Source organism: Bacillus atrophaeus (assembly GCF_039519175.1).
GTDB lineage: Bacteria > Bacillota > Bacilli > Bacillales > Bacillaceae > Bacillus > Bacillus atrophaeus.
Map to the genome: position 1 here is coordinate 2450251 of NZ_CP154443.1, position 23406 is coordinate 2473656.

At 44.2% G+C, this 23406-nt stretch carries 20 protein-coding genes; 12 read left to right on the forward strand and 8 right to left on the reverse strand.

Features of this window, described 5'->3' with window-relative positions; genetic code table 11:
* Window positions 1–50: 50 nt before the first annotated feature.
* Entirely contained in the window at window positions 51–1448 is a 1398-nt protein-coding gene (locus AAHT65_RS12345) for a hypothetical protein (RefSeq protein WP_088116855.1), read from the reverse strand.
* A gap of 144 nt (window positions 1449–1592) precedes the next feature.
* The gene (hmoB, locus tag AAHT65_RS12350; RefSeq protein WP_003327737.1) at window positions 1593–2093 is read right to left on the reverse strand and encodes a heme-degrading oxygenase HmoB; all 501 of its coding nucleotides are present in this window, start codon (window positions 2091–2093) and stop codon (window positions 1593–1595) included.
* A 121-nt stretch (window positions 2094–2214) separates the two neighbouring features.
* On the opposite strand from hmoB, the gene AAHT65_RS12355 reads away from it, so the two are divergent.
* The 6 genes from AAHT65_RS12355 to AAHT65_RS12380 all read left to right on the forward strand — a co-directional run bounded on the left by AAHT65_RS12355 (window position 2215) and on the right by AAHT65_RS12380 (window position 11117).
* The gene (locus tag AAHT65_RS12355) at window positions 2215–4356 is read left to right on the forward strand and encodes a transglycosylase domain-containing protein (protein WP_343310295.1); all 2142 of its coding nucleotides are present in this window, start codon (window positions 2215–2217) and stop codon (window positions 4354–4356) included.
* A gap of 121 nt (window positions 4357–4477) precedes the next feature.
* Entirely contained in the window at window positions 4478–5533 is a 1056-nt protein-coding gene (gene hemE / locus AAHT65_RS12360; RefSeq protein ID WP_343310296.1) for a uroporphyrinogen decarboxylase, read from the forward strand.
* Between the two features lie 70 nt (window positions 5534–5603).
* Window positions 5604–6536: a ferrochelatase gene (hemH, locus tag AAHT65_RS12365; RefSeq protein ID WP_343310297.1), complete on the forward strand. Its 933-nt coding sequence runs from the start codon at window positions 5604–5606 to the stop codon at window positions 6534–6536.
* A 21-nt stretch (window positions 6537–6557) separates the two neighbouring features.
* The gene (hemY, locus tag AAHT65_RS12370; RefSeq protein ID WP_106271975.1) at window positions 6558–7970 is read left to right on the forward strand and encodes a protoporphyrinogen oxidase; all 1413 of its coding nucleotides are present in this window, start codon (window positions 6558–6560) and stop codon (window positions 7968–7970) included.
* A 174-nt stretch (window positions 7971–8144) separates the two neighbouring features.
* Window positions 8145–8717: a TetR/AcrR family transcriptional regulator gene (locus tag AAHT65_RS12375; protein WP_063637314.1), complete on the forward strand. Its 573-nt coding sequence runs from the start codon at window positions 8145–8147 to the stop codon at window positions 8715–8717.
* A gap of 72 nt (window positions 8718–8789) precedes the next feature.
* A complete protein-coding gene (locus AAHT65_RS12380) occupies window positions 8790–11117 on the forward strand; it encodes a YhgE/Pip domain-containing protein (RefSeq protein ID WP_094231748.1) in 2328 nt (775 codons plus the stop codon).
* Between the two features lie 53 nt (window positions 11118–11170).
* Here AAHT65_RS12380 and fabHB read toward each other — a convergent pair whose 3' ends face one another.
* Together fabHB and AAHT65_RS12390 are read right to left on the reverse strand one after the other, a co-directional pair.
* On the reverse strand, window positions 11171–12148 hold the full coding sequence (gene fabHB / locus AAHT65_RS12385; RefSeq protein ID WP_106271974.1) for a beta-ketoacyl-ACP synthase III FabHB: 978 nt from the start codon (window positions 12146–12148) through the stop codon (window positions 11171–11173).
* Between the two features lie 262 nt (window positions 12149–12410).
* Window positions 12411–12581 carry a hypothetical protein gene (locus AAHT65_RS12390; protein WP_155723730.1) on the reverse strand — a complete coding sequence of 57 codons (171 nt, stop codon included), beginning with the start codon at window positions 12579–12581 and terminating at the stop codon, window positions 12411–12413.
* 163 nt (window positions 12582–12744) lie between these two features.
* Here AAHT65_RS12390 and AAHT65_RS12395 point away from each other — a divergent pair, with 163 nt between their 5' ends.
* A complete protein-coding gene (locus tag AAHT65_RS12395; protein WP_094231750.1) occupies window positions 12745–13785 on the forward strand; it encodes a M42 family metallopeptidase in 1041 nt (346 codons plus the stop codon).
* A 96-nt stretch (window positions 13786–13881) separates the two neighbouring features.
* Here the strand turns inward: AAHT65_RS12395 and AAHT65_RS12400 are convergent, their stop codons facing one another.
* Together AAHT65_RS12400 and yhfH are read right to left on the reverse strand one after the other, a co-directional pair.
* Entirely contained in the window at window positions 13882–15171 is a 1290-nt protein-coding gene (locus AAHT65_RS12400) for a cation:dicarboxylate symporter family transporter (RefSeq protein WP_003327726.1), read from the reverse strand.
* 284 nt (window positions 15172–15455) lie between these two features.
* Window positions 15456–15590, reverse strand: coding sequence for a protein YhfH (yhfH, locus tag AAHT65_RS12405; RefSeq protein WP_010788137.1), 135 nt, complete (start codon window positions 15588–15590; stop codon window positions 15456–15458).
* Window positions 15591–15747: 157 nt separating this feature from the next.
* Between yhfH and AAHT65_RS12410 the strand changes: the two genes are divergently transcribed.
* From AAHT65_RS12410 to AAHT65_RS12425, 4 genes are all read left to right on the forward strand, one after another.
* Window positions 15748–16482: an MBL fold metallo-hydrolase gene (locus AAHT65_RS12410; protein ID WP_010788138.1), complete on the forward strand. Its 735-nt coding sequence runs from the start codon at window positions 15748–15750 to the stop codon at window positions 16480–16482.
* Window positions 16483–16495: 13 nt separating this feature from the next.
* Complete coding sequence (lplJ, locus tag AAHT65_RS12415) at window positions 16496–17491, forward strand: lipoate--protein ligase LplJ (RefSeq protein WP_010788139.1); 996 nt, start codon at window positions 16496–16498, stop codon at window positions 17489–17491.
* An 86-nt stretch (window positions 17492–17577) separates the two neighbouring features.
* Complete coding sequence (locus AAHT65_RS12420) at window positions 17578–18222, forward strand: SDR family oxidoreductase (RefSeq protein WP_063637318.1); 645 nt, start codon at window positions 17578–17580, stop codon at window positions 18220–18222.
* A gap of 134 nt (window positions 18223–18356) precedes the next feature.
* Window positions 18357–19898, forward strand: a complete 1542-nt coding sequence (locus AAHT65_RS12425) for a fatty acid--CoA ligase family protein (RefSeq protein WP_343310299.1) — start codon at window positions 18357–18359, stop codon at window positions 19896–19898.
* A gap of 55 nt (window positions 19899–19953) precedes the next feature.
* Here AAHT65_RS12425 and AAHT65_RS12430 read toward each other — a convergent pair whose 3' ends face one another.
* Window positions 19954–20349 (reverse strand): hypothetical protein, encoded by a 396-nt coding sequence (locus AAHT65_RS12430; protein WP_088116861.1) that lies wholly within the window; start codon window positions 20347–20349, stop codon window positions 19954–19956.
* Window positions 20350–20554: 205 nt separating this feature from the next.
* On the opposite strand from AAHT65_RS12430, the gene AAHT65_RS12435 reads away from it, so the two are divergent.
* Entirely contained in the window at window positions 20555–21847 is a 1293-nt protein-coding gene (locus tag AAHT65_RS12435) for a M48 family metallopeptidase (RefSeq protein ID WP_343310300.1), read from the forward strand.
* A 39-nt stretch (window positions 21848–21886) separates the two neighbouring features.
* Here AAHT65_RS12435 and AAHT65_RS12440 read toward each other — a convergent pair whose 3' ends face one another.
* Window positions 21887–23035, reverse strand: a complete 1149-nt coding sequence (locus AAHT65_RS12440) for a S8 family peptidase (RefSeq protein WP_003327717.1) — start codon at window positions 23033–23035, stop codon at window positions 21887–21889.
* Window positions 23036–23406 lie beyond the last annotated feature (371 nt).

Consider the following 23406-nt stretch of genomic DNA (forward strand, 5'->3'; position numbering starts at 1 on the left):
TTTTCCCATGATTGTATAGAAAAATTCAGAAAATTTCAATCTCTTGATCATCAAAGAATAAAAATGGCTGCCGCCGTGGTTGCCAATAAACCGATGACAACGGGAAAGAAGTTTTTTCTCGCCAGTTCAAACGGGTCTACTTTGCAAATCGCCGCGGCGGGGATGAGTGCCCACGGTATCAGCGTTCCGCCTCCGACCCAAATGGCGGAAATTTGCCCGAGTGCCGTTAAGACTGCGGGATCGGCATGTAAGGCGGCCGAAAAAAGCTTGGCGATGGAACCGTTGAGAGAAATGCCTGAAAAGCCTGAGCCGTCAAGGCCCGTCACTGCACCAACGGCAGTAAGAGTGATGGCGGCAAACTCCTTAGACATGGGAATAGCGTGAGATAAGGCAAAACCGAGGTCATTGACGATCCCGTCAGATCCTTCGGGAAGAGGGGTGCCGAGTATATGCTTAAAGCCTGAGTCGCCAAGATAAAAGAAAGCGGCAATCGGTATAACAGGGCCAAACACCTTAAAACCGAATTGGAAGCCTTCAATAAAATATCCGGTGATTTTTTCAAGGCTTTTTTGTTTGTAGACGATGAAATGGACAGTCATTAATATCATAATCGCCGTACCGCCAATCAATGCCGTGGCATCGTTGCCTTGGAGGTCAAGGATCAGCATGCAGCCGATATCAGCCAGAAAAACAATGGGAATAAAGAGAGCCAGCGTCGTTCTCAGGCGTTTCGGCAAATACATCTCGGTATTTTCATTTGCAGGGGAAGGCAGGACGGAAGCTGTTTTCAGTTTTGTCTTGTTTTGTTTTCTTTGATCCCGCAGGATGATGATAAAGGCTGTGACTGTTGTAGTAAGGCCCATGATAAGGACGAGCGGAATGCTTGCCGACATCACATCATGTACAGGAATTCCGGCTGCATCAGCAGTAAGCTTCGGGGCCGCCTGAATGACAAAATCACCAGAGAGGGCAAAACCGTGGCCAAACAAATTCATCGACATGGCGGCCGCAATGGGAGAAAGGCCGGCGCGGATGGCGGCGGGAAGCAATATCGCTCCGATTAACGCCACTCCCGGAGAGGGCCAGAAAAACAGCGAAATGGCAAACATAAGTCCGCCAATGAGCCAATAGGCGATAACTGGGCCTTTGATCAGCCGTGCAAAAGGAGAAATCATCGCATCATTTATCCCGGTTTTCGTTAAGATCTCACTCATAGAAACAATAAAGCAAATGATGAAAATAGTAGGAAGCAATTCTGACGCCGCATAAATGAAACTATGAAATAAACTGCTGACAGACGCATGAAGCGATTGTGTGGCCAATAAGGAAATCGTAAAAATACCCGCTAACGAAATGAAGGTCGTATCTTTTCTTAACAGCATAAAAAGGATAATAGCTCCTATGAAAAGCACATATAAAACATGAATCGACATGCCCGTGACTTCCATTCAGATCACTCCGTTTATATTCCGCTTTGCTACAGAATATTCATAGGCGGGCATATGGTGCAAAGCTGTATCATAGGGAAGAATGTCATTTCCAAGGAAATAATGGGCGGAAACACGAAAAAAACTGCCGGAAAAATCCGGCAGCTATTCAACTGCGAAATAAGTGGTCACATACGAAGGGCGGGAGAACATGGACGTTGTGTCGATTCCTGCAGAAGTGTTCCGTTTTTTGTGAGCCTCGCTGTAGGACGCGGACTGCTGCCAGTCATTGAAGGCTTTTTCCGTTTCCCAAAGGGTGAGAATGACATAGGTGTCGCTCTCAATCGGTCTCAGCACTCTGATTGCTTCAAAACCAGGTTCGTTTTCTACTTTTCCGGCTCTGTTTTTAAAGCGGTTTTCAAACAAGGGTCTTCCTTCCGGTGTTACGGCAATATTGTTTAATACCGCAAAACCCGGATTGCGGATTTCTCCAGCTTGGTCAATGCTTTCATATTGATGGGGCGCCTGAAATACAGTCGGTCCTTCTGTTTCATGCACAAGGATCGCATTTTCCTGACCTTGCATCAGCAGCATATTCTCCGAAGAATTCTTTTCAGCAATGGTCTTTAAAAAATCGGCTGTCCCATATGTAATATAAACATTCATATTTGCCACCTCCTGCTTGCTAGTATAACAAAAGAATGGTATAAGTTTCTATTGGCGACTCATTCAAACATAATTCGAAACAAATTTTCCCATACTACACGTAGAAAGGCGAGGTGAGTTTATGTTCAAGAAGAAAAAGAGAATCATCATTCCTTTATTCATTTTAGCTGTAACCGCTTTTCTCGCTTTAATAGGATACATTTCAATTATTTTTCTCGGCCATTATGTTATTGATGAAAAGAAGCTTATTCTTCATGCTTCATCTAAAATAGTTGATCAAAATGGCGATGAAGTTGCGAGTCTTTACACTGAAAACCGCGAGCCTGTCACTTTTGACGATATACCGAAGCATGTCAGCAAAGCATTTGTGGCTGTTGAGGATAAACGATTCTACGAGCATCATGGAATTGATTTGCAGTCTGTCGGAAGGGCGGTTTACCGTGATATCTTAGCGGGAGGCAAGGTGGAAGGCGGAAGCACCATCACGCAGCAGCTTGCCAAAAACATCTTTTTGACTAATGACAAGACATTTTTAAGAAAAACAAAAGAAGTGATTATTGCCATAAATCTTGAACGGGATTACAGCAAGGACAAGCTGCTTGAAATGTATTTAAACCAGCTTTATTTCGGGCACGGCGTATACGGCATTCAAGCGGCATCACACTATTATTTCAATAAAGAGGTTAAGGATTTAACGGTGTCAGAAGGCGCTGTACTGGCGGCCATTCCTAAGGCGCCTTCTACTTATTCGCCAATCTTGCACCCTGACAAAAACAAAGAGCGCCGTGATACCATTCTCAGCATGATGAATGAACAAGGCATTATCAGCGCAAAGGAAGCGGTCAGAGCCCAAGGTCAAACCCTAGGGCTGCACATCAAGAAAAAATCTGAAACGCCGTGGTTTGACAGTTACATTGACCTTGTAATGAAAGAAGCGGAGACGAAGTATTCCATCTCCGGAGAACAGCTTCTTCAAGGCGGCTATACGATTAAAGTGCCGCTTGATTCCAAACTTCAAAAAACAGCCTATACGCTCATGAAGGAATCCCGTTATTATCCGGGAACGGATGAGAACGCCGAGGGAAGCGCGGTGTTCATCAATAACAAAACAGGCGGTGTAAAAGCGGCGATCGGCGGGAGAGAATATACATCCCGGGGTTATAACCGCGTAACAGCGGTGCGGCAGCCCGGTTCTACTTTTAAACCGCTGGCGGTATACGGGCCGGCCATGCAAGAAAAGAAGTTTAAGCCCTATTCACTTCTTCAGGATGAAATGAAAACGTATGGAGATTACACGCCAAAAAACTATGACGGACAGTACGGGGGAGAGGTGACTATGTCAGATGCCATTACCTACAGCAAAAACGCTCCCGCTGTCTGGACATTAAACGAAGTCGGAATTGAAACCGCCAAATCTTATTTAAAAGCAAACGGCATTGATATACCTGACGACGGTCTGGCGCTTGCACTGGGTGGTTTGGAAAAGGGCGTTTCGCCGCTTCAACTTGCCGGCGCTTTTCATACCTTTGCAGCCGGAGGAACCTATACAGAACCATTTTTTATCACAAAAATAACAGATGAAGACGGTGAAACTGTAGCCGGCCATAAAGCGTCCGCGAAACGGGTATTCAGCAAACAAACCGCTTGGAATATGACAAGAATGCTTCAGCAGGTCGTGAAAAAAGGCACCGCGACGTCAGGGGTCTATCATGGCGATCTGGCGGGGAAAACAGGGACTACATCTTTTACTGAAATCCCGGGCGCGACAAAAGACGCTTGGTTTACCGGCTATACGCCTGATACTGCAGGAACCGTTTGGATGGGCTATGATAAAACTGATAAAAACCATTATTTAAAAGGGGGAAGCTCTTATCCGACAAGACTGTTTAAGGATATTTTGACACAGGCCGGCGAGAATGGATCTGCATTCAGCAAACCGGACAAAGTGAAAGAACTGGAAAGCCCGATTGTGCTGGAACCGGTAAAAACAGTAAGCGCTGATTATACGTTTAAAGCGGCGGGGTTGTTTACAGTTGTATTAAAGTGGGACGCTCAAGAGGATAAGAGAGTGGTTTACAGGATATATGTGAAAAAAGACGGCGAGGAAACGCTCCTTGATTCAACCGAAGGGAAAGATAGCTATGACATTCCTTATGCCAACTTGTTCTCAGGCGCTTCATATAAAATTGTGCCTTATAATACACAGACGAAAAAAGAAGGGGAAGGCACCGATTACGTTCAGCCCAAATTATTTTCCTCTTAATGAATTCGGCGATTTTTTGAACTTTGCGCTTCATTTATATACCATTCGCATAAAACAAGGTATAGTGTAATGAGCGATGAATACGAACGTATGGTTGCAGGATGAAAGGTGGAAATGAGAGATGAGTAAAGCATTTAATGAGACATTATTAAAAGCAGCACGCGGCGGGAAAGCAGATCATGTGCCTGTTTGGTATATGAGACAGGCAGGGCGTTCACAGCCTGAATATCGGGCGCTTAAGGAAAAATACGGTTTGGTCGAAATTACGCATCAGCCTGAGCTGTGCGCATATGTGACAAGGCTTCCCGTCGAGCAGTACGGCGTCGATGCCGCAATCCTTTATAAAGACATTATGACCCCTCTTCCGTATATCGGGGTTGATGTGGAAATAAAAAACGGTATCGGGCCAGTCATTGATAATCCGGTCCGGTCGTTACAAGATATCGAAAAGCTTGGCGTGCTGGAGCCTGAACAGGATGTTCCTTACGTGCTTGAAACGATTCGGCTACTCGTAAATGAGCAGCTGAACGTTCCGCTCATCGGTTTCTCAGGTGCACCTTTTACACTGGCCAGTTATATGATCGAAGGCGGCCCGTCAAAAAACTACAATAAAACAAAAGCATTCATGTACAGTATGCCGGACGCGTGGAATCAGCTGATGAATAAGCTGGCTGACATGATTATTGTGTATGCCAAAGCGCAGATTAAGGCAGGCGCAAAAGCCTTTCAAATTTTTGATTCATGGGTCGGCGCGCTGAATCAGGCGGATTACCGCACGTATATCAAACCTGTCATGAATAGAATATTCACCGAGCTTGCTGATCAAAATGTACCGCTTATCATGCACGGTGTCGGCGCAAGCCATTTAGCGTCAGATTGGCATGATCTCCCGCTTGATGTCGTCGGCTTGGACTGGAGATTGGGCATTGATGAAGCCAGGGCTCAAGGGATCACCAAAACGGTTCAAGGCAATCTGGACCCTTCGATCCTGCTGGCCCCATGGGACGTTATTGAGAAGAAAGCAAAAGATATACTTGACCAAGGCATGAAATCTGACAGCTTTATTTTCAACCTTGGACACGGGGTTTTCCCCGATGTCAGCCCTGACGTTTTGAAGAAGCTGACATCGTTTGTTCATGAGTATTCTCATGAGCAGAAATTGGGGCAATATTCCTGAGCATATCCTTTGGTATCTCGCCAAAAGCCTGTCAAAATTATGTTAGATCATCTAAAGAGGGTGTTAAACAGTGAGTAAGAAGAAAATGGGGCTTCTCGTTATGGCGTACGGCACGCCTTATAAAGAAGAAGATATAGAACGTTATTATACACATATCAGAAGAGGCAGAAAGCCGGAACCCGACATGCTTCAAGATTTAAAAGACAGATATGAAGCCATCGGGGGCATTTCGCCGCTTGCAAAAATTACGCAGGAACAAGCTGAAAAGCTTGAGCAGCATTTGAACAGCATCCAGAATGATGTCACATTCCAAGTTTACATCGGGCTGAAACATATCGAACCGTTTATTGAAGACGCGGTAGCCGCAATGCATAAAGACGGTATTACGGAAGCGGTCAGCCTTGTGCTTGCTCCGCATTTTTCCACATTCAGTGTACAGTCTTATAATAAACGTGCGAAGGAAGAAGCCGAAAAGCTTGGCGGATTAACGATCACCTCTGTTGAAAGCTGGTATGACGAACCGAAATTCGTGTCATATTGGACAAATCAAGTAAAAGATACGTACGAAGCGATGCCGAAAGAGGAAAGAGACAGAGCTGTACTGATCGTTTCCGCGCACAGCCTTCCTGAAAAAATCAAGGAGTTTGGCGACCCTTATCCCGACCAGCTTCATGAATCAGCAAAAATGATTGCTGAAGGAGCCGGCGTTTCCGAATATGCCGTAGGCTGGCAAAGTGAAGGAAACACGCCTGATCCGTGGCTCGGTCCGGATGTCCAGGATTTAACACGCGACTTGTATGAACAAAAAGGCTACAAAGCATTTGTGTATGTGCCTGTGGGATTTGTCGCTGATCATTTAGAAGTGCTGTATGACAATGATTATGAGTGCAAAGTCGTAACAGACGATATCGGCGCCAGCTACTACCGGCCGGAAATGCCAAACGCAAAGCCGGAATTCATTGATGCTTTAGCAACTGTAGTATTGGAAAAAATTGGGGAATAAAAGTTAAAGAAGGCGATTGAAATGAGTGACGGCAAAAAGCATCTTGTCATCATCGGCGGCGGCATCACGGGATTGGCCTCCGCCTTCTATATGGAAAAAGAAATCAGAGAGAAAAATTTGCCGCTTTCTGTGACATTAGTCGAAGCAAGCCCGAGAGTTGGCGGAAAAATTCAAACGGCCCGCAAGGACGGTTATATTATTGAAAGAGGGCCGGACTCATTTTTAGAAAGAAAAAAAAGCGCACCGGAGCTTGTCAAAGATTTAGGCCTTGAGCATTTGCTTGTCAACAATGCGACGGGGCAGTCTTATGTGCTGGTTAACGAAACGCTTCACCCGATGCCAAAGGGTGCTGTTATGGGCATACCTACTAAAATAGCGCCATTTATGTCTACCGGCTTATTTTCATTTTCCGGCAAAGCGCGGGCGGCTATGGATTTCGTTTTGCCCGCAAGCAAGCCGAAGGAAGATCAGTCCCTGGGTGAATTCTTCCGCAGGCGTGTCGGTGACGAAGTTGTTGAAAATTTGATTGAGCCGTTATTATCCGGTATTTATGCGGGTGACATTGACAGGCTCAGCCTGATGTCGACGTTCCCGCAGTTTTATCAGACCGAACAAAAGCACAGAAGCTTGATCCTCGGCATGAAAAAAACAGGGCCTCAGGGCTCCGGACAGCAGTTAACGGCTAAAAAACAAGGGCAATTCCAAACCTTAAAGACCGGCTTGCAGACACTCGTCGAAGAGCTGGAAAACCAGCTGAAGCTGACGAAGGTATACAAGGGCACAAAAGTAACCAATATCAGCCGCGGAGAAAAGGGCTGCTCCATCGCTCTTGATAACGGGATGACGCTGGATGCCGATGCAGCGATTGTGACCTCACCGCACAAATCGGCTGCCGGAATGTTTCCGGATCTGCCAGCTGTCAGCCAGTTAAAAGACATGCACTCTACCTCTGTGGCGAATGTCGCGCTTGGCTTTCCACAAGAGGCTGTCCAAATGGAGCATGAAGGAACGGGTTTTGTCATCTCAAGAAACAGTGATTTTTCAATAACGGCCTGTACTTGGACGAATAAAAAATGGCCGCACTCTGCTCCGGAAGGCAAAACGCTCCTCAGGGCTTATGTCGGAAAAGCGGGTGATGAATCAATCGTCGAACTGTCTGATAATGAGATTATCAAAATTGTATTAGAAGACCTAAAGAAAGTCATGAAAATCAAAGGCGAACCTGAAATGACGTGCGTCACACGCTGGAATGAGAGTATGCCTCAATATCATGTCGGCCACAAACAGCGTATAAAAAAAGTGCGCGAAGCACTGGCTGCTTCCTATCCGGGAGTTTACATGACGGGCGCTTCATTCGAAGGCGTTGGGATTCCGGACTGTATCGACCAAGGGAAAAGCGCCGTTTCAGACGTACTTGCTTATTTATTCGAATGATGAAATCCTCCTCTGCGGAGGATTTTTTTTTATGCTGATTTACATGTTCTCTCAGCATATGGGCAAACCAACACTACGTAAAAAATAATTGAATCTTTTAAGGCGTTATGTTAAATTATCTTATGTACTTAATGACTAAATTGTTCAAACGGTCAATTCATTGAGGTGTAAAACATGTCCATAGATCGAAAAAAGCTTATATTGGATGCGGCAACAAAGTCTTTTACACAATTCGGCTATAAAGCGACCACAATGGATTTGGTAGCGAAGCTTGCGAATGTAGGAAAGGGAACCATCTACACTTTTTTTAAAAACAAGGAAGAGCTGTTTGACGACATTTTTTCTACGTTATTAAAAGAAATGAAGCAAACGGCGGACGAAGCGATGGACCCTGGCCTGCCATTTCATGAAAATGTTCATCGGGCGCTGTTTGCGATTCTTGAGTTTAGAAAAACACATCAGCTGACGATTAAGATCTTCCAAGAAAATGCTGAGATTGGTACAATGGCAGTTCAAGAGGTCATTCAAAAGATGGAACGCATGATTCTTCTTTACATTACAAGAAAGATAGAAGCGGCCGTTCAGAGCGGTGAAATCAAACCGTGTGATCCCGAGCTGACCGCCTTTATTATGCTGAAGCTTTATATTGCCCTTATTTTTGATTGGGAAAAAAATCACCAGCCGCTCACAAAAGAAACGATTGCAGAGCTGCTGGAGTTGTATGTAGTGAAAGGATTGTCTACTTAGATAATCCTTCCTTTTTTAGATGTGGATGGCCGTTCCCGCGAATGAGTCAGTTTTAATTAGGAGGCATCAAGGATGAGCACAATACGGAGTCAATGGAAAGACATCCTGACAAGTAAAAAGCTATTAATCCCCATTATCGCAATTTTGTTTGTTCCGCTGATTTACAGCGGGGTTTTCTTAAAGGCATATTGGGACCCTTACGGCACAGTCGATCAGCTCCCGGTTGTCGTTGTGAACCAAGACAAAGGGGAAAAATATGAAGGGGAAAATCTTCAGATCGGCGATGACCTGGTAAAAGAATTAAAAGACAATGAAAATTTTGACTGGCACTTTTCAAACGATCTCGATCAATCTTTAAAGGACTTATTAAATCAAAAATACTATTTAGTTGTCGAGATTCCGGAAGATTTCTCAAAAAACGCCAGCACCGTGCTTGAGAAAAATCCGAAAAAACTAGATTTGAAGTACCATACGAATGCCGGTTCGAACTATGTCGGAGCGACAATCAGCGAAAAGGCGATAGATAAGCTGAAAGCCTCCGTGTCAAAAGAAGTGACAAAGCAATACGCTGAAGTTATTTTTAATAACTTTAAGGATATTGCCAAAGGTTTAGGCGACGCGAGCAGCGGAGCAAAGAAAATTGATGACGGTACAAAAGACGCGAAAAACGGAAGTTCGCAGCTGAAAGAGAATTTGGAGAAACTGACTGAGAGCACCGCAACCCTCAGTGATAAAACGAAACAGCTGTCAGACGGCGCGGCCAAAGTGACGAGCGGCATTAAAACGCTAGACAGCTCGTTAGGCAAATTCCAAGAAAGCAGTAATACTATCTATGAAAATTCTGGTCTGCTTGCAGAAAAAACCGGTGAGCTGAGCGATGGCCTGAAACAAAGTTTAGACGGCCAACGCCAATTGCAAAAAAATATTCCGAATTTGACAAATGGACTCAATGAGATGAATCAGAAGGCTTTAGAGACTTCTCAAAAAGTGACAGAGGCCGAAAAGTTCATTAATTCGATAGATACAAGCGGGCTCGAACAAGCAATTAAAAATCTTCAAGACACAGAAACAGAAGTGCAGAAGTTCAGCAAACAACTGAAAGAGCTCGAACAAAATATTAAAAATCGTGATAAAGCATTAAAAAATATTATCAATTCAAGCAAATTTTTAACAGATGAACAAAAAAGTCAATTAATCAATTCAGTCGATAACCAGCTTCCGAAGATTGATCTTCCCGATGTGGATAAGATTTTGAATCAGCTTCCTTCAGCAGGGAATCTTCCTGATATCTCAGGTATAAAAAGTTCGCTGGAAGAAGTGAAAGCAAAAGTGCAGGAATTGAAGGCACTCCCTCAGGCCACGTCTAAGTTATATAACGGAGCAGTCGACATTCAAAATGCCATTAACCAATTGGAGGAAGGAACAACTAAACTTTACACCGGAGCGCAAGCGATAAATGAAAATCAAAATAAACTGACGGCAGGTATTGGCGAATACAATAAAAAGTTTGCTGAAGCAAAAGCCGGATCAAGTGAATTAGTCTCAGGGAGCTCCCAAGTATCAGGCGGCCTGTTGAAGCTTTTAGACGGCACTAATCAGCTGCAAAATGGTTCTTCTCAGCTTGCCGAAGGATCAGGGTCGCTAGACAGCGGTCTTGGCAAACTGTTGGACGGAACAGGCGAACTGTCAAATAAACTGAAGGATGCGGCTGATGAAACTGGAGATGTCAAAGCTGATGACAAGACATACAGCATGATTGCCGAACCGGTTGAGACAGACGATAATGCGATTCATTCCGTTCCTAACTACGGTACCGGATTAACCCCGTATATTTTATCTATGGGCTTGTATGTCGGAGGTTTGATGCTGACAGTCGTGTTCCCGCTAAAAGAAGCCTCAGGACGGCCGAGAAACGGCTTTGAATGGTTCTTCAGCAAGTTTAGCGTTATTGTGCTTGTCGGGGTGATTCAGGCCCTTATCGTGGCCACAGTGCTATTGAAAGGCTTGGGACTTGATGTAGAAAGCACCTGGAGATTTTATATCTTTACCATCATTACAAGTCTCGCCTTCCTGTCAATAATACAATTATTGGCGACGACGATGGGCAATCCGGGCCGATTTATTGCGGTCATCATTCTGGTGCTGCAGCTCGGAGCAAGCGGCGGAACATTCCCGTTAGAACTGCTCCCGAATTTCTATCAGGTCATCCACTGGGCATTGCCGATGACGTACAGCATTAATGGATTCAGGGCGGTTATCTCAAACGGAGATTTCGCTTACATGTGGCATCAGGCCGGTATATTACTCGGTATTGCTTTCGTGATGATCCTGTTAAGTATTACTTACTTTACAATCTTGAGCCGGAAAGAAGAAACACCAACAGAGGATCAGCCGGCATAATGAAGCTTTAAAAAAAGAACTTGTTTCCGAACACGGAAACAAGTTCTTTTTTGTTAAAATCCCCATCTTATCAGTAAGCCTGTATAAGTCAGCCCTCCGCCAAATCCAAATAACACTAGCGTATGGTCTTTTTTCAGCTTGCCTGCCTTCACAGCTAAATCAAGCGCCAAAATAATTGAAACAGAAGACGTATTTCCGAAGTATTCAACACTTGTGAGTGTTTTTTCTGCGGGGAACAGTGCTTTTTCACAAATAGACTCAATCATGCGCATATTGGCGCTGTGCGGAACAAACCAATCGAGGTCCTCTGGACGCAAGTCAGCTTTATGTATGAGCTGGTGAAACTCCGCAGGCACCGTTCTGGCGGCCCATTTGTATACTTCACGGCCGTTTTGCACCATTTTCCCCGTTTCTTCGAGCTTTTGGCCGTTTAGATCGCTTCGCAGCCCCGTGCGGTACAGAACATCGGCTCCATTGCCGTTTGTACCCTGAACGGAGGCCAAAAAGCCAGGGGATTGTTCATCATATTCAACCAATAATGCGCCGGCGGCATCGCCAAACAGGACGCAGGTCGTTCTGTCAGTGTAGTCCGTTACTTTTGATAATGTCTCTCCGGCGATAACGATCACTTTTTTATGCAGGCCGGATGTAATCAATCCATTTGCCATATGAAGCCCATATGTCAGCCCCGCGCACGTTGCATTGATATCAAGAGCGCCGGTCTGTTCCCAGCCGAAGTACTCTTGAACGCGGCAGGCCGTGCTCGGAAATGCATAGTCCGATGTGGTCGTGGCTACAAGAATCATATCCACATCTTCGAGAGTGCCTTCATATCGTCTCTGTAAATCCTTTACAGCTTCAATACACAAATCAGAGGTGAATTCGTGATCACCGGCAATGCGGCGCTCTTTCATCCCTGTACGCTGAACAATCCATTCATCCGAGGTATCAACGATTTTTTCAAGATCTTTATTTGTTAAACGCTTGCTCGGCACATAGGTGCCAATGGCTGAAATCTTTGCCTTAGACAATGTCACCACTCCTTTATGATCAGATTATAACATTAGATATTAGTATCTGGTACTAAAAAATAGCAAAATAAGAAGGTATTTTGTTAAAAAGAGAGAAGATAACGGATGAGAGGGAACGTATTTGATCTTTAACACCGTCCTCTGTATCACCCGGCTGAGCCGCGAAACAAAAAAACTCCCCCAAGCAGAAAATCATTCAAACTGCTTGGAAGAAGTCTTGAAAAGAAATATTCTTTTCAGCATGGGTCATAAAGAATATTTCTTATTTGGATTTACCAGCTTCTGTGTTTATTACAATTACAGCCACAATGGTGTTTCTTTCTTTTCTTTTTGCAAGGGTCATGACACTCTCTCTTCTTTTTACAAGGGTCGTGGTCATGGCAATCTTTATCGAACCAGTCATCAAAGAACCAGAAATCATCGAACCAATCATCGTGGAATTTCCGTTTATGTGAATGACGACAGCACATAGATACCCCTCCTATTCCCATGCCTCCCTACAACATATGATGAATGAATAGAAAAAGATTGGACGTGTCCATCGGGTAAAGAGTATATTTTAAGAAGAAATAGAATGATAAAAAGGAGGAATGGTTTTGACGTCAGTTCGAAAAACAATGAAGCTTATCAAAGAGCTTGTCCAAATACCAAGTCCAACGGGAAATACATTTGAGGTGATTGCATATATTGAAAGCCTCTTAAAAGAGTGGAAGGTAGAAACCATTCGAAATCATAAGGGAGGTTTGATCGCAACGTTGCCGGGACGAAATGAAGAGCGCCACCGGATGCTGACGGCGCACGTTGACACACTCGGCGCCATGGTGAAGGAAATAAAAGCTGACGGCAGACTGAAGATTGATTTAATCGGGGGATTCCGCTATAACTCGATTGAGGGTGAGTATTGCCAAATTGAAACCTCTTCAGGAAAAACGTATACGGGCACCATTTTGATGCATCAAACCTCTGTGCACGTTTACAAAGATGCAGGAAAGGCTGAACGCAATCAGGAGAACATGGAGATACGGCTTGACGAACCGGTGCGCAGCAGGCGTGATACAGAGGAGCTGGGCATTGGAGTCGGTGATTTTGTTTCATTTGACCCGCGTGTAGAGGTTACGCCGAGCGGTTTTATCAAATCACGCCATCTTGATGATAAAGCCAGTGTCGCCTTACTGCTGCAATTGATCCGCCAAATCAAAACAGAAGAGATCGAGCTGCCGTACACCACTCATTTTCTCATTTCTAATAATGAAGAAATCGGGTATGGCGGGAATTCCAATATTCCGGCGGAAACGGTAGAATACTTGGCTGTTGACATGGGGGCTATCGGAGACGGGCAAGCAACAGATGAATATACAGTTTCTATTTGTGTAAAGGATGCCAGCGGACCGTACCATTATCAATTGAGAAAGCATCTGACGGAGCTGGCGGAGAAACATGGGATTGAGTATAAGCTTGATATCTATCCGTATTACGGTTCAGATGCGTCAGCAGCAATCAAATCTGGACATGATATCGTCCATGGGCTGATCGGTCCGGGCATTGATGCGTCACACGCGTTTGAGCGCACCCATGAATCGTCTCTGCGCCATACTGCCAAGCTTTTATACTATTATGTGCAATCTCCTATGGTATAAAAGGGAGAAGATTATGGTTCACTAGAATCAGCCGAAGTATCAGGCTGACAAACATAACAAAAAGCCTGCCGGACTATAGTCCGACAGGCTTTTTGATTAACCGGAAATCGTAGCGTCTTGTTCTGTTTTAGAACGGCTCATGATTTCCGCTCCTTTAACAGGATCGTATTGGCCTTCCCATTTTGACATAACAACTGAAGCCAGTGCGTTACCTGTCAAGTTTACTACAGTACGGGCCATATCCATGATCCGGTCAACACCTGCGATGAAGGCAAGTCCTTCTGCCGGAACGCCGATGGTTCCCAATGTCGCAAGCAAGACGACAAAAGAAGTGCCAGGCACGGCAGCCATACCTTTAGAAGTGACCATCAAGACAAGTACAAGTGTAATCTGATGCCAAATCGTCAAGTCAATTCCGTACACCTGCGCTAGGAACAGGGCGGCAATGGATTGATAGAGCACAGAGCCGTCTAAGTTAAACGTATATCCGATCGGCACGACAAAAGAAACGATACCTTTTGGACAGCCGATTTTCTCCATTTTTTCCATGATGCGAGGAAGAACGGTTTCTGAACTGGACGTACTGAACGCCAGTAAAATTTCGTCCTTCATATAGGCAAGGAATTTAAATATGTTCACACCGGCAAGTTTACCGACGATCCCAAAGATTACGATTAAGAAGAAAGCAAGCGCGACGTAAACCAATCCGACGAGCTTTCCTAGGGAAAGCAATGAACCGAGCCCGAATTTGGAAACGGTAACACCGATAAGAGCGAAAACTCCAAACGGCGCCACTTTCATGACAAGATTCACCACATGGAACATAGCGTGGGATACACCGTCAAAAAAGGCCAAAACAGGCTTTCCTCTTTCGCCGATTGCTGAAATGCCTAATGCAAATAAGACGGTAAAACAAATGATCGCAAGCAGATCGCCTTCAGCCAATGATTGGAAGAAGTTTGTCGGCACAATATGGAGAAATGTCTCTGCCACTGATTTTGTGCTTTGCTCTTTCTCTGTTTCAACATATTGGCTGATGTCTGATTTTTGCGCACTTTCGATGTTAACACCCGTTCCCGGCTGGAATAGATTTGCAAGGGCAAGGCCGAGAATAATCGCAAATGTTGTAATTATCTCAAAATAGAGAATAGTACGGAATCCAAGTTTACCGACTTGCTTGCCGCTTCCCGCTCCGGCTACACCGATAATTAAGCTTGAGACAACAATCGGGATGACAATCATTTTAATTAAACGTAAAAACAAGTCGCCCACAGGCTGTAAGTACGTAACTACCGCAGGGTTGCCATACCAAATGACCCCTACGACTACCCCGAGTATAAGACCAACAAATATTTGAGTTGCTAATCCAAAGCGTAATTTTTTCATAGATACCCTCCCGAAGAAAAAATACTAATATATCATAAAAGACATATATTAATTCTCACTAATAGATCAAATTATACTGGATAAGAAAACATTTCGTCTATAGTTAAATAGAGTTAGAAAATATAGAATAATCTGACAAATTCAGTAAACCTTCTATAATCATCCAATTAAGGTGAGGTTTGTCCTGTTTAAAATGAATCATTATTTTAGAATTATCAGTCAGAAAAGCAATGCCCATAAAAAAATCCCACTGCAAAAGAGTGAGATAAGGAATTGCTTTTTATTTACATATCGCTAATTTTCATACAACGATCGCAAACATTTCCATAACACTCATGCTGTTCAGATATCTCTTTTCCGCATTCCCCGCACTTTTTAGAAGGCAGGTTTCTAAAAAATTCTGTAATTTTCCCTAACATAACCAATCCCTCTTTTCCCTTTGTTATGACATCATTGTAATATAACAGATTGTAAAAATCAATAACTGTTTTGATACAATGTTTAAAACATGCAATTTTTAAGAAAAATAGGTATATTGGAGTGGGGTTATTTTTAAAGAATAGATGGGAGGACAATATGAAAGTTACTGTTATCGGGTGCTATGGCGGATTTCCTGCTGCACATGAAGCGACATCGGGATATCTGTTTCAATCGGGTGATTACTCTTTGCTTGTCGATTGCGGAAGCGCTGTTTTGTCAAAGCTATTTGCATATGTGCCTGCTGAAGAGCTGGACGCCGTCATACTGTCCCATTATCACCATGACCATATCGCAGACATCGGGCCGCTGCAATTTGCCAAACAAGTCGGTTCTTTTCTCGGTAAAGGAAAGGAAGCGCTTCCGATCTACGGCCATGATGCTGATATAGAACAGTTTCAGCGGCTTACATATAAATCACATACAAAAGGAATGGCTTATCAGCCGGATCAGCCGCTGACCGCGGGCCCTTTTACGATCACTTTCTTAAAAACCGTTCATCCGGTCGTTTGTTATGCCATGCGAATTACTGATGGAATCCATACCGTTGTGTATACAGCCGATTCAAGCTATCAGGATTCATTTATTCCATTTGCCAAGGATGCTGATTTATTGATATCAGAGTGCAATTTTTACGCGGATCAAGACGGAAAAAGCGCAGGCCATATGAACAGCCTTGAAGCGGGACGCATCGCTGAGCGGGCGGGCGCAAAAGAATTGCTTCTCACACATTTGCCGCACTTTGGTGTTCATGAGCGTCTGCGCGATGAAGCGAAAACCGTTTTTCATGGCAACGTGGATATAGCGAAGTCAGGTCTTGTGTGGGGAAAATAAAAGGAGGAGCAGCATGTTATTTATAGATAATCAAAATATAAATGATCCGAGGATAAACCTTGCGATTGAGGAGTATTGTTTGAAATATTTAGATCCCGAGCAGCCTTATTTGCTTTTTTATGTGAATCAGCCGTCGATTATTATCGGGAAAAATCAAAATACGATTGAAGAAATCAATACGAAGTATGTTGAGGACAACGGAATTATTGTGGTTCGGCGTCTGTCAGGCGGCGGTGCTGTCTATCATGATTTGGGAAATCTGAATTTCAGCTTCATCACAAAAGATGACGGGGACAGCTTTCACAACTTCAAGAAGTTCACAGAGCCGGTGATCCAGGCTTTGAAACAGCTTGGCGTGGATGCTGAATTAAGCGGACGGAACGATATTGTCGCAAACGGCCGGAAAATTTCGGGGAATGCCCAGTTTGCGACGAAAGGCCGGATTTTCAGCCACGGGACGCTTCTGTTGGATTCAGCAATTGACAATGTGGTGTCGGCGTTAAAGGTGAAGAAGGATAAAATCGAATCAAAAGGCATTAAATCCATCAGAAGCCGTGTGGCAAACATCAGTGAGTTTCTTGATGATAAAATGTCGACAAACGAATTTCGCAGCCATTTGCTTCACCATATTTTCAATACAAATGACATTACCAAGGTGCCTGAATATAAATTGACGGAAGAAGACTGGAAAATCATTAACAAGATTTCCGAAGAACGCTATCAAAATTGGGACTGGAATTTCGGGAAATCTCCGAAGTTCAACCTGCAGCACTCAAAGCGCTTTCCGATTGGATCAATCGATTTGCGTTTGGAAGTCAAAAAAGGAATCATAGAGGACTGCAGCATATTCGGAGATTTCTTTGGTGTCGGAGATGTAACTGATATTGAAAACGCGCTGATCGGAAAACAATACGAGCGCAAGGCGATTGCAGACGCTTTAGAAGATTTTGATATGAAACACTACTTCGGAAAGATCGGAACAGACGATTTTCTAGAATTGATTTATTAATAAAGAACATTGCATAAACGCATCGTTTGATATGTAAAAGCAGTTTTGAAATAATATAAGAAGAAATGATAGGAGGGATATGCATAATGAAGGTGTTTTTAATTGGAGCTAACGGACAGATCGGGCAAAGGCTTGTCGGGCAATTTCAGAAAAACGGCGCCCATACGGTCAGAGCGATGGTCAGAAAACCAGAGCAAAAAGAGGCGCTTCAAGCATCTGGCACAGAGGCTGTCATTGCTAACTTAGAAGGAAGCCCGGAAGAAATCGCGGCTGCTGCAAAGGGCTGTGATGCGATTGTGTTTACAGCGGGTTCAGGCGGGAGCACAGGACATGATAAAACACTATTGATCGATCTCGACGGAGCGGCAAAAGCAATTGAAGCGGCCGAGATTGCGGGAATCAAGCGGTTTATCATGATCAGCGCTCTGCAAGCCCACAATCGTGAAAATTGGAATGAGTCTTTAAAACCTTATTATGCAGCCAAGCATTACGCAGATAAAATCCTTGAAGCAAGCGGATTAACATATACGATTATCCGCCCGGGAGGCCTTCTGAACGAAGCGGGCACCGGTCTTGTTTCCGCAGCCGCTGATGTAGAAAGAGGCTCGATCTCCCGCGACGATGTAGCGGCAGCTGTCATAGCATCATTAGACGAATCCAATACAGAAAATCAAGCCTTCGATCTGACAGCGGGAGAAACACCGATCGCCGAGGCATTGAAAAATTTGTAAAATTGATAAGCGTTTGCTGACACTCGGGGCTTTTTGCTCTTGAGTGTTTTTTCCTGTTTCTCTATAATAAGGGGGAAAGCTTATTTCGTTTAATGAATGGCTATTCATTCATTTTTTACAAAAGGGGTGGGAGAATGAATCTGGTTTCCAAATTAGAGGAAACAGCAGCTGTGAAGCCTGACAAAACCGCTTGTATATTTGGCGGCGAGTCTATTACGTATGAAGAACTGAGAGAGAGCATTTTCAGATTTGCCAATGGGTTGCAGGATTTAGGGATGGAAAAAGGGGACCATCTTGCGCTGCTGCTCGGCAATACACCTGATTTTGTCATCTCGTTTTTTGGAGCGCTGAAAGCCGGAATTGTGGTTGTGCCGATTAACCCGACATACACACCGACAGAAATCGGCTATATGCTGACAAACAGCGATGTGAAAGCGATTGTCGGTATTGATCAGCTGCTGCCGGTGTATGAGCGCATGCATGAAGCCTTGCCTAAGGTGGAACACGTGATTTTAAGCCAAACAAGCACAGCAGAGCCGGAGGCGGAAGACCCTCAGGTAAAAACAAAAATGACAACGGTTACAAAGATGATGAATCCGATCAATCGGAGCCGAAGCTACCCGGAGCTCTCTCATGATGACACCGCTGTTATTTTATACACCTCGGGAACAACGGGAAAACCGAAAGGCGCCATGCTGACCCATCAAAATTTATACTCTAATGCAAATGATGTCGCCGGTTATCTGGGAATGGATGAGAGAGACAAAATTGTCGCCGCGTTGCCGATGTTTCACGTGTTTTGCTTAACCGTCTGTATGAACGCACCGCTTATGAGCGGAGCTTGTGTGCTGATTGAGCCTCAATTCAGCCCGGCGGCTATTTTTAAGCTGGTTAAAGACCGGGAGGCGACCATATTTGCCGGCGTTCCGACGATGTATAACTACTTATATCAGTATGAAAAAGGTTCTCCCGATGATTTTGCTTCTATCAGATTATGCATCTCAGGCGGCGCTTCAATGCCGGTCGCTCTATTAAACGCTTTTGAAGAAAAATTCTCCGTTGCCATTTTAGAAGGGTACGGGCTTTCCGAAGCTTCTCCGGTCACCTGCTTTAATCCGTTTGACAGAGGGAGGAAGCCGGGCTCCATTGGGACAAACATCTTACACGTAGAAAATAAAGTCGTCGATCCTCTCGGCCGTGAGCTGCCGGATCATCAGGTTGGGGAGCTGATCGTAAAAGGCCCCAATGTAATGAAGGGCTATTACAAGATGCCGATCGAGACGAAGCATGCGTTAAAAGACGGATGGCTGTATACTGGGGATTTGGCCAGACGTGATGAGGATGGCTACTTTTACATTGTGGACCGTAAAAAGGACATGATTATTGTCGGCGGGTACAATGTGTATCCTCGCGAGGTAGAAGAGGTGCTGTACAGCCATGAAGATGTCAAAGAAGCTGTTGTGATCGGCGTGCCTGATGCGAAAAGCGGGGAGGCGGTCAATTGCTATATTGTGCCAAAACGGCTTTCTTTAACGGAAGAAGAGATTATGCAGCATTGTGAAAAGCATCTTGCCAAATATAAACGTCCCGCCGCGATTATCTTTCTTGAGGAAATTCCTAAAAACGCGACAGGGAAGATTTTAAGAAGGGCGCTGAGGGATACCCTGCCTAAATGACATACAAAAAATGCGAAGCCAAAAGGGCTTCGCTTTTTCATGCTGCGGTGAACGGTCAATCTTTTGCTTCTTTTTTGATAATGGTTTGCAAAGCCTTCGTATCGTTTCGGGTTAATTTGTAATACGTTCCTTCATGTAAAAAGACAGCCTGTTTATTATCATCGAACCATAAGCTGAATGAATCAAAGCGATCTTCATGGAACTTCACCGTTCCTTCATAGTCAGGATTTGACTGTTTGTCTGTCTTTATTTGTTTTCCCTGGTTCATGATGTCCAGCATATCTTTTACATGCTGTCTTCTTTCAATTTCGATATCTTCATTTTCGTCCGAAGACAACGTAATCAAATCCGCGTTGACCGATTGAAAAACGTCTCCTGATCGGCTGTACAGATAGAAAAAAGCAACAAGCAAAAGACCGAGAACGACGATGACCGCCACTATTTTTTTCATGCACATCACTCCAAACATTTCATAGTTTCCCCAGCAGTAAAGCTTTCCATCCCCATATATTGAGAAAAAATTGACAAATGATTGAAGCTGTGTGAGGTTGATTATACATTTGGCAGTCATGGGAGAAACAAAGGGCTTGGTTCTAAGAATCTAAAAAAATGATTACAATAGAAGTAAAGTTAGTGATGTAAGGGGTGAGACAACGATGCGCAAATGGATTGCGGGAGCGGGCCTTGTTTATGTGTTATACGGCCTTTTTATTTATTGGTACCTCTTTATGACGGGCGATGCCGCTGTGCCTGAAGCTGTAAGAGGAACGGAAGCTGATCCTGCCTCGTTTATGAAGCCGTCTCAACTGGCGGTCGCGGAACAATATTCAAACATAAAGAACTTTTTATTTTTTATCGGCATTCCGCTTGATTGGTTTTTATTTTTTATTCTATTAATTACCGGCATTTCGAAGAAAATTAAGCAGTGGATGGTAACGGCTGTGCGATTTCAGTTTTTGCAGGTGGCCGGTTTTGTGTTTGTTCTGTCTCTCATCGTCGCAGCAGTCACTTTGCCATTAGACTGGATCGGCTATCAGGTGGCTCTTGACTATAACATTTCGACACAAACAGCGGCCAGTTGGGCAAAAGACCAAATCATTGATTTTTGGATCGGTTTTCCGCTGTTTACAGTCTGTGTGCTTGTGTTTTACTGGCTCATCTCAAAGCATGAAAAAAGATGGTGGCTTTATGCATGGTGTTTAACCGTGCCGTTTACCCTGTTTTTGTTCTTTTTACAGCCCGTTGTCATTGATCCTCTATATAACGATTTTTACCCGTTGCAGAACAAAGAGCTGGAAAGCAAAATTTTAGCCTTGGCGAACGAAGCTGATATTCCGGCAGATCACGTGTACGAAGTCAATATGTCGGAAAAAACAAATGCGCTGAACGCTTATGTGACAGGGATCGGGGCCAATAAACGGATCGTTCTGTGGGATACGACGCTCAACAAACTGAACGATTCTGAAATTTTGTTTATTATGGGGCATGAAATGGGCCACTACGTCATGAAGCATGTTTATATCGGACTGGCTGGCTATTTGCTGCTGTCGCTAACGGGATTGTATGTGATTGATAAAATTTACAGGCAGGTTGTCCGTACTTTCGGCGCAATGCTTCATATCAATGGAAAAGGGGATATAGCGGCTCTTCCTTTGCTGCTTCTGCTGATTTCCGTGCTGACATTTGCGTCAACGCCTTTTTCAAATGCGGTTTCCCGCTATCAGGAGAATGCTGCTGATCAATATGGGATGGAGCTGACTAGAGACCGGGAAGCTGCTGTCGATACGTTTCAGGATTTAGCTGTAACGGGGCTCACCCAAGTCAATCCGCCGCTTTTAGTCAAGTTGTTCAGAAATAGCCACCCTTCTATTATGGAGCGGATTGAGCATGCGGAAACAAACGAGAAAACCGAAGAGGACCCGACATCCAAGCCAGATTCTGATCAATAAAAAAGAGAAGCAGGCATGAACCTGCTTCTCTTTTTTTGCTTATTGCGCTGCTGCCTGAACGTTGATTAAGCCTTTTCCGTAGTAGAAAGAGTTTCCAAGGTTAGTGGCAGTGCTTTCTAAACTGTTGCGGACTTGAGAGTTTGTCCAGTTAGGGTGCTTAGAAAGAACCAATGCAGCGGCTCCGGCAACATGCGGAGAAGCCATTGATGTTCCGTTGTAAGAACCGTAGCTGCTTCCCGGAAGTGTGCTTTGAATTGAAACGCCCGGTGCCATGACATCTAGCTCAGAGCCTGCGCTGGAGAAAGATGCTCTTTGGTTATTGCTGTCCACCGCGCCAACCGCAATGACAGAAGGGTATTTCGCAGGATAGCCGACTGTGCTTGTGCTTCCTGATGAACCGCTGTTTCCGGCTGCAGCCACTACAACGATTCCTTGAGAAACAGCTTTATCTACAACTGCTTTTAAAGCTGTTGAACCTTGTGGTCCGCCAAGGCTCATATTAATGACGTCCATGTTGTTGGAAATTGCCCATTCGATTCCGTTAATAATCCAGCTGTAATCACCGCTTCCTGAAGAAGAAAGAACTTTTACAGCATATAGGGATGCGCTTGGCGCGACACCAAGTACACCAACTGAGTTATTAAGCGCTGCAACAGTTCCGGCAACGTGAGTTCCGTGTGAATTTCCATCTTGGAAAGGGTTTGGCTCAGACGGGACAAAGCTTGCTCCGCCGCTGACTTTTAAATCAGGATGAGAAGAGTCGATGCCGCTGTCGATTACAGCGACTTTAACGTTAGAGCCGGTGTAGCCCTGGGAATGTACAGCAGGCGCTTTGATTTGGGAGATGCCATAAGGTACTGACTGAGCTAATGCGTGAGCTGTGTGATCTTCTTCCACGTATGCGATGCTTGGATCATTTTTCAGCTCTTTTACAGCCTCTTTGTCTAAAGTCGCTGTCGCCGCATCTACATACTTGAACTGTTTCTGTAATTTTCCGCCGTTTTCAGCAATGACATCTTTTTTCGCTGCGGCGCTCATTGCCCCCATTGTCTGTTTAAATCCGACAATATACTTCTTTTCTTCACTGCTTTTTCCTGCAGCCTGAGCCGGGGACATACTGCTGAACGCCATCGTAAAGACTAAAGTGAATGCAAACAACAAGCCGATCCATAATTTCCTGCTTCTCACTCTTTACCCTCTCCTTATACCGAATTTAGAATAATCCTATCTTTGGGATTATTCTGTAAATTTATTGTAATAGATGGAAGCGTTTTTTAGTAGACCCATTTTTTTACGAGCGTTTTAATTCTATTTAGGTATATCATCTCTCGTTATTTCAGTAGAGACTCGAAAGATCTAAAAATATTGAAGAAAAAATGAAAATTGGCATGAGTAAATGATCATGGTGTAGAAATTTCTGATGAAATCAGGCAGAATCTCCTGAATCTCTTATTTTTCCGAACAAGAAAATCAGTGCAAATGACCTGCCTGTCAAATGACAAGAAGAAACGAATACTATTTTGATATTCTATCACTGTATGCATAACAAAATAATTTGT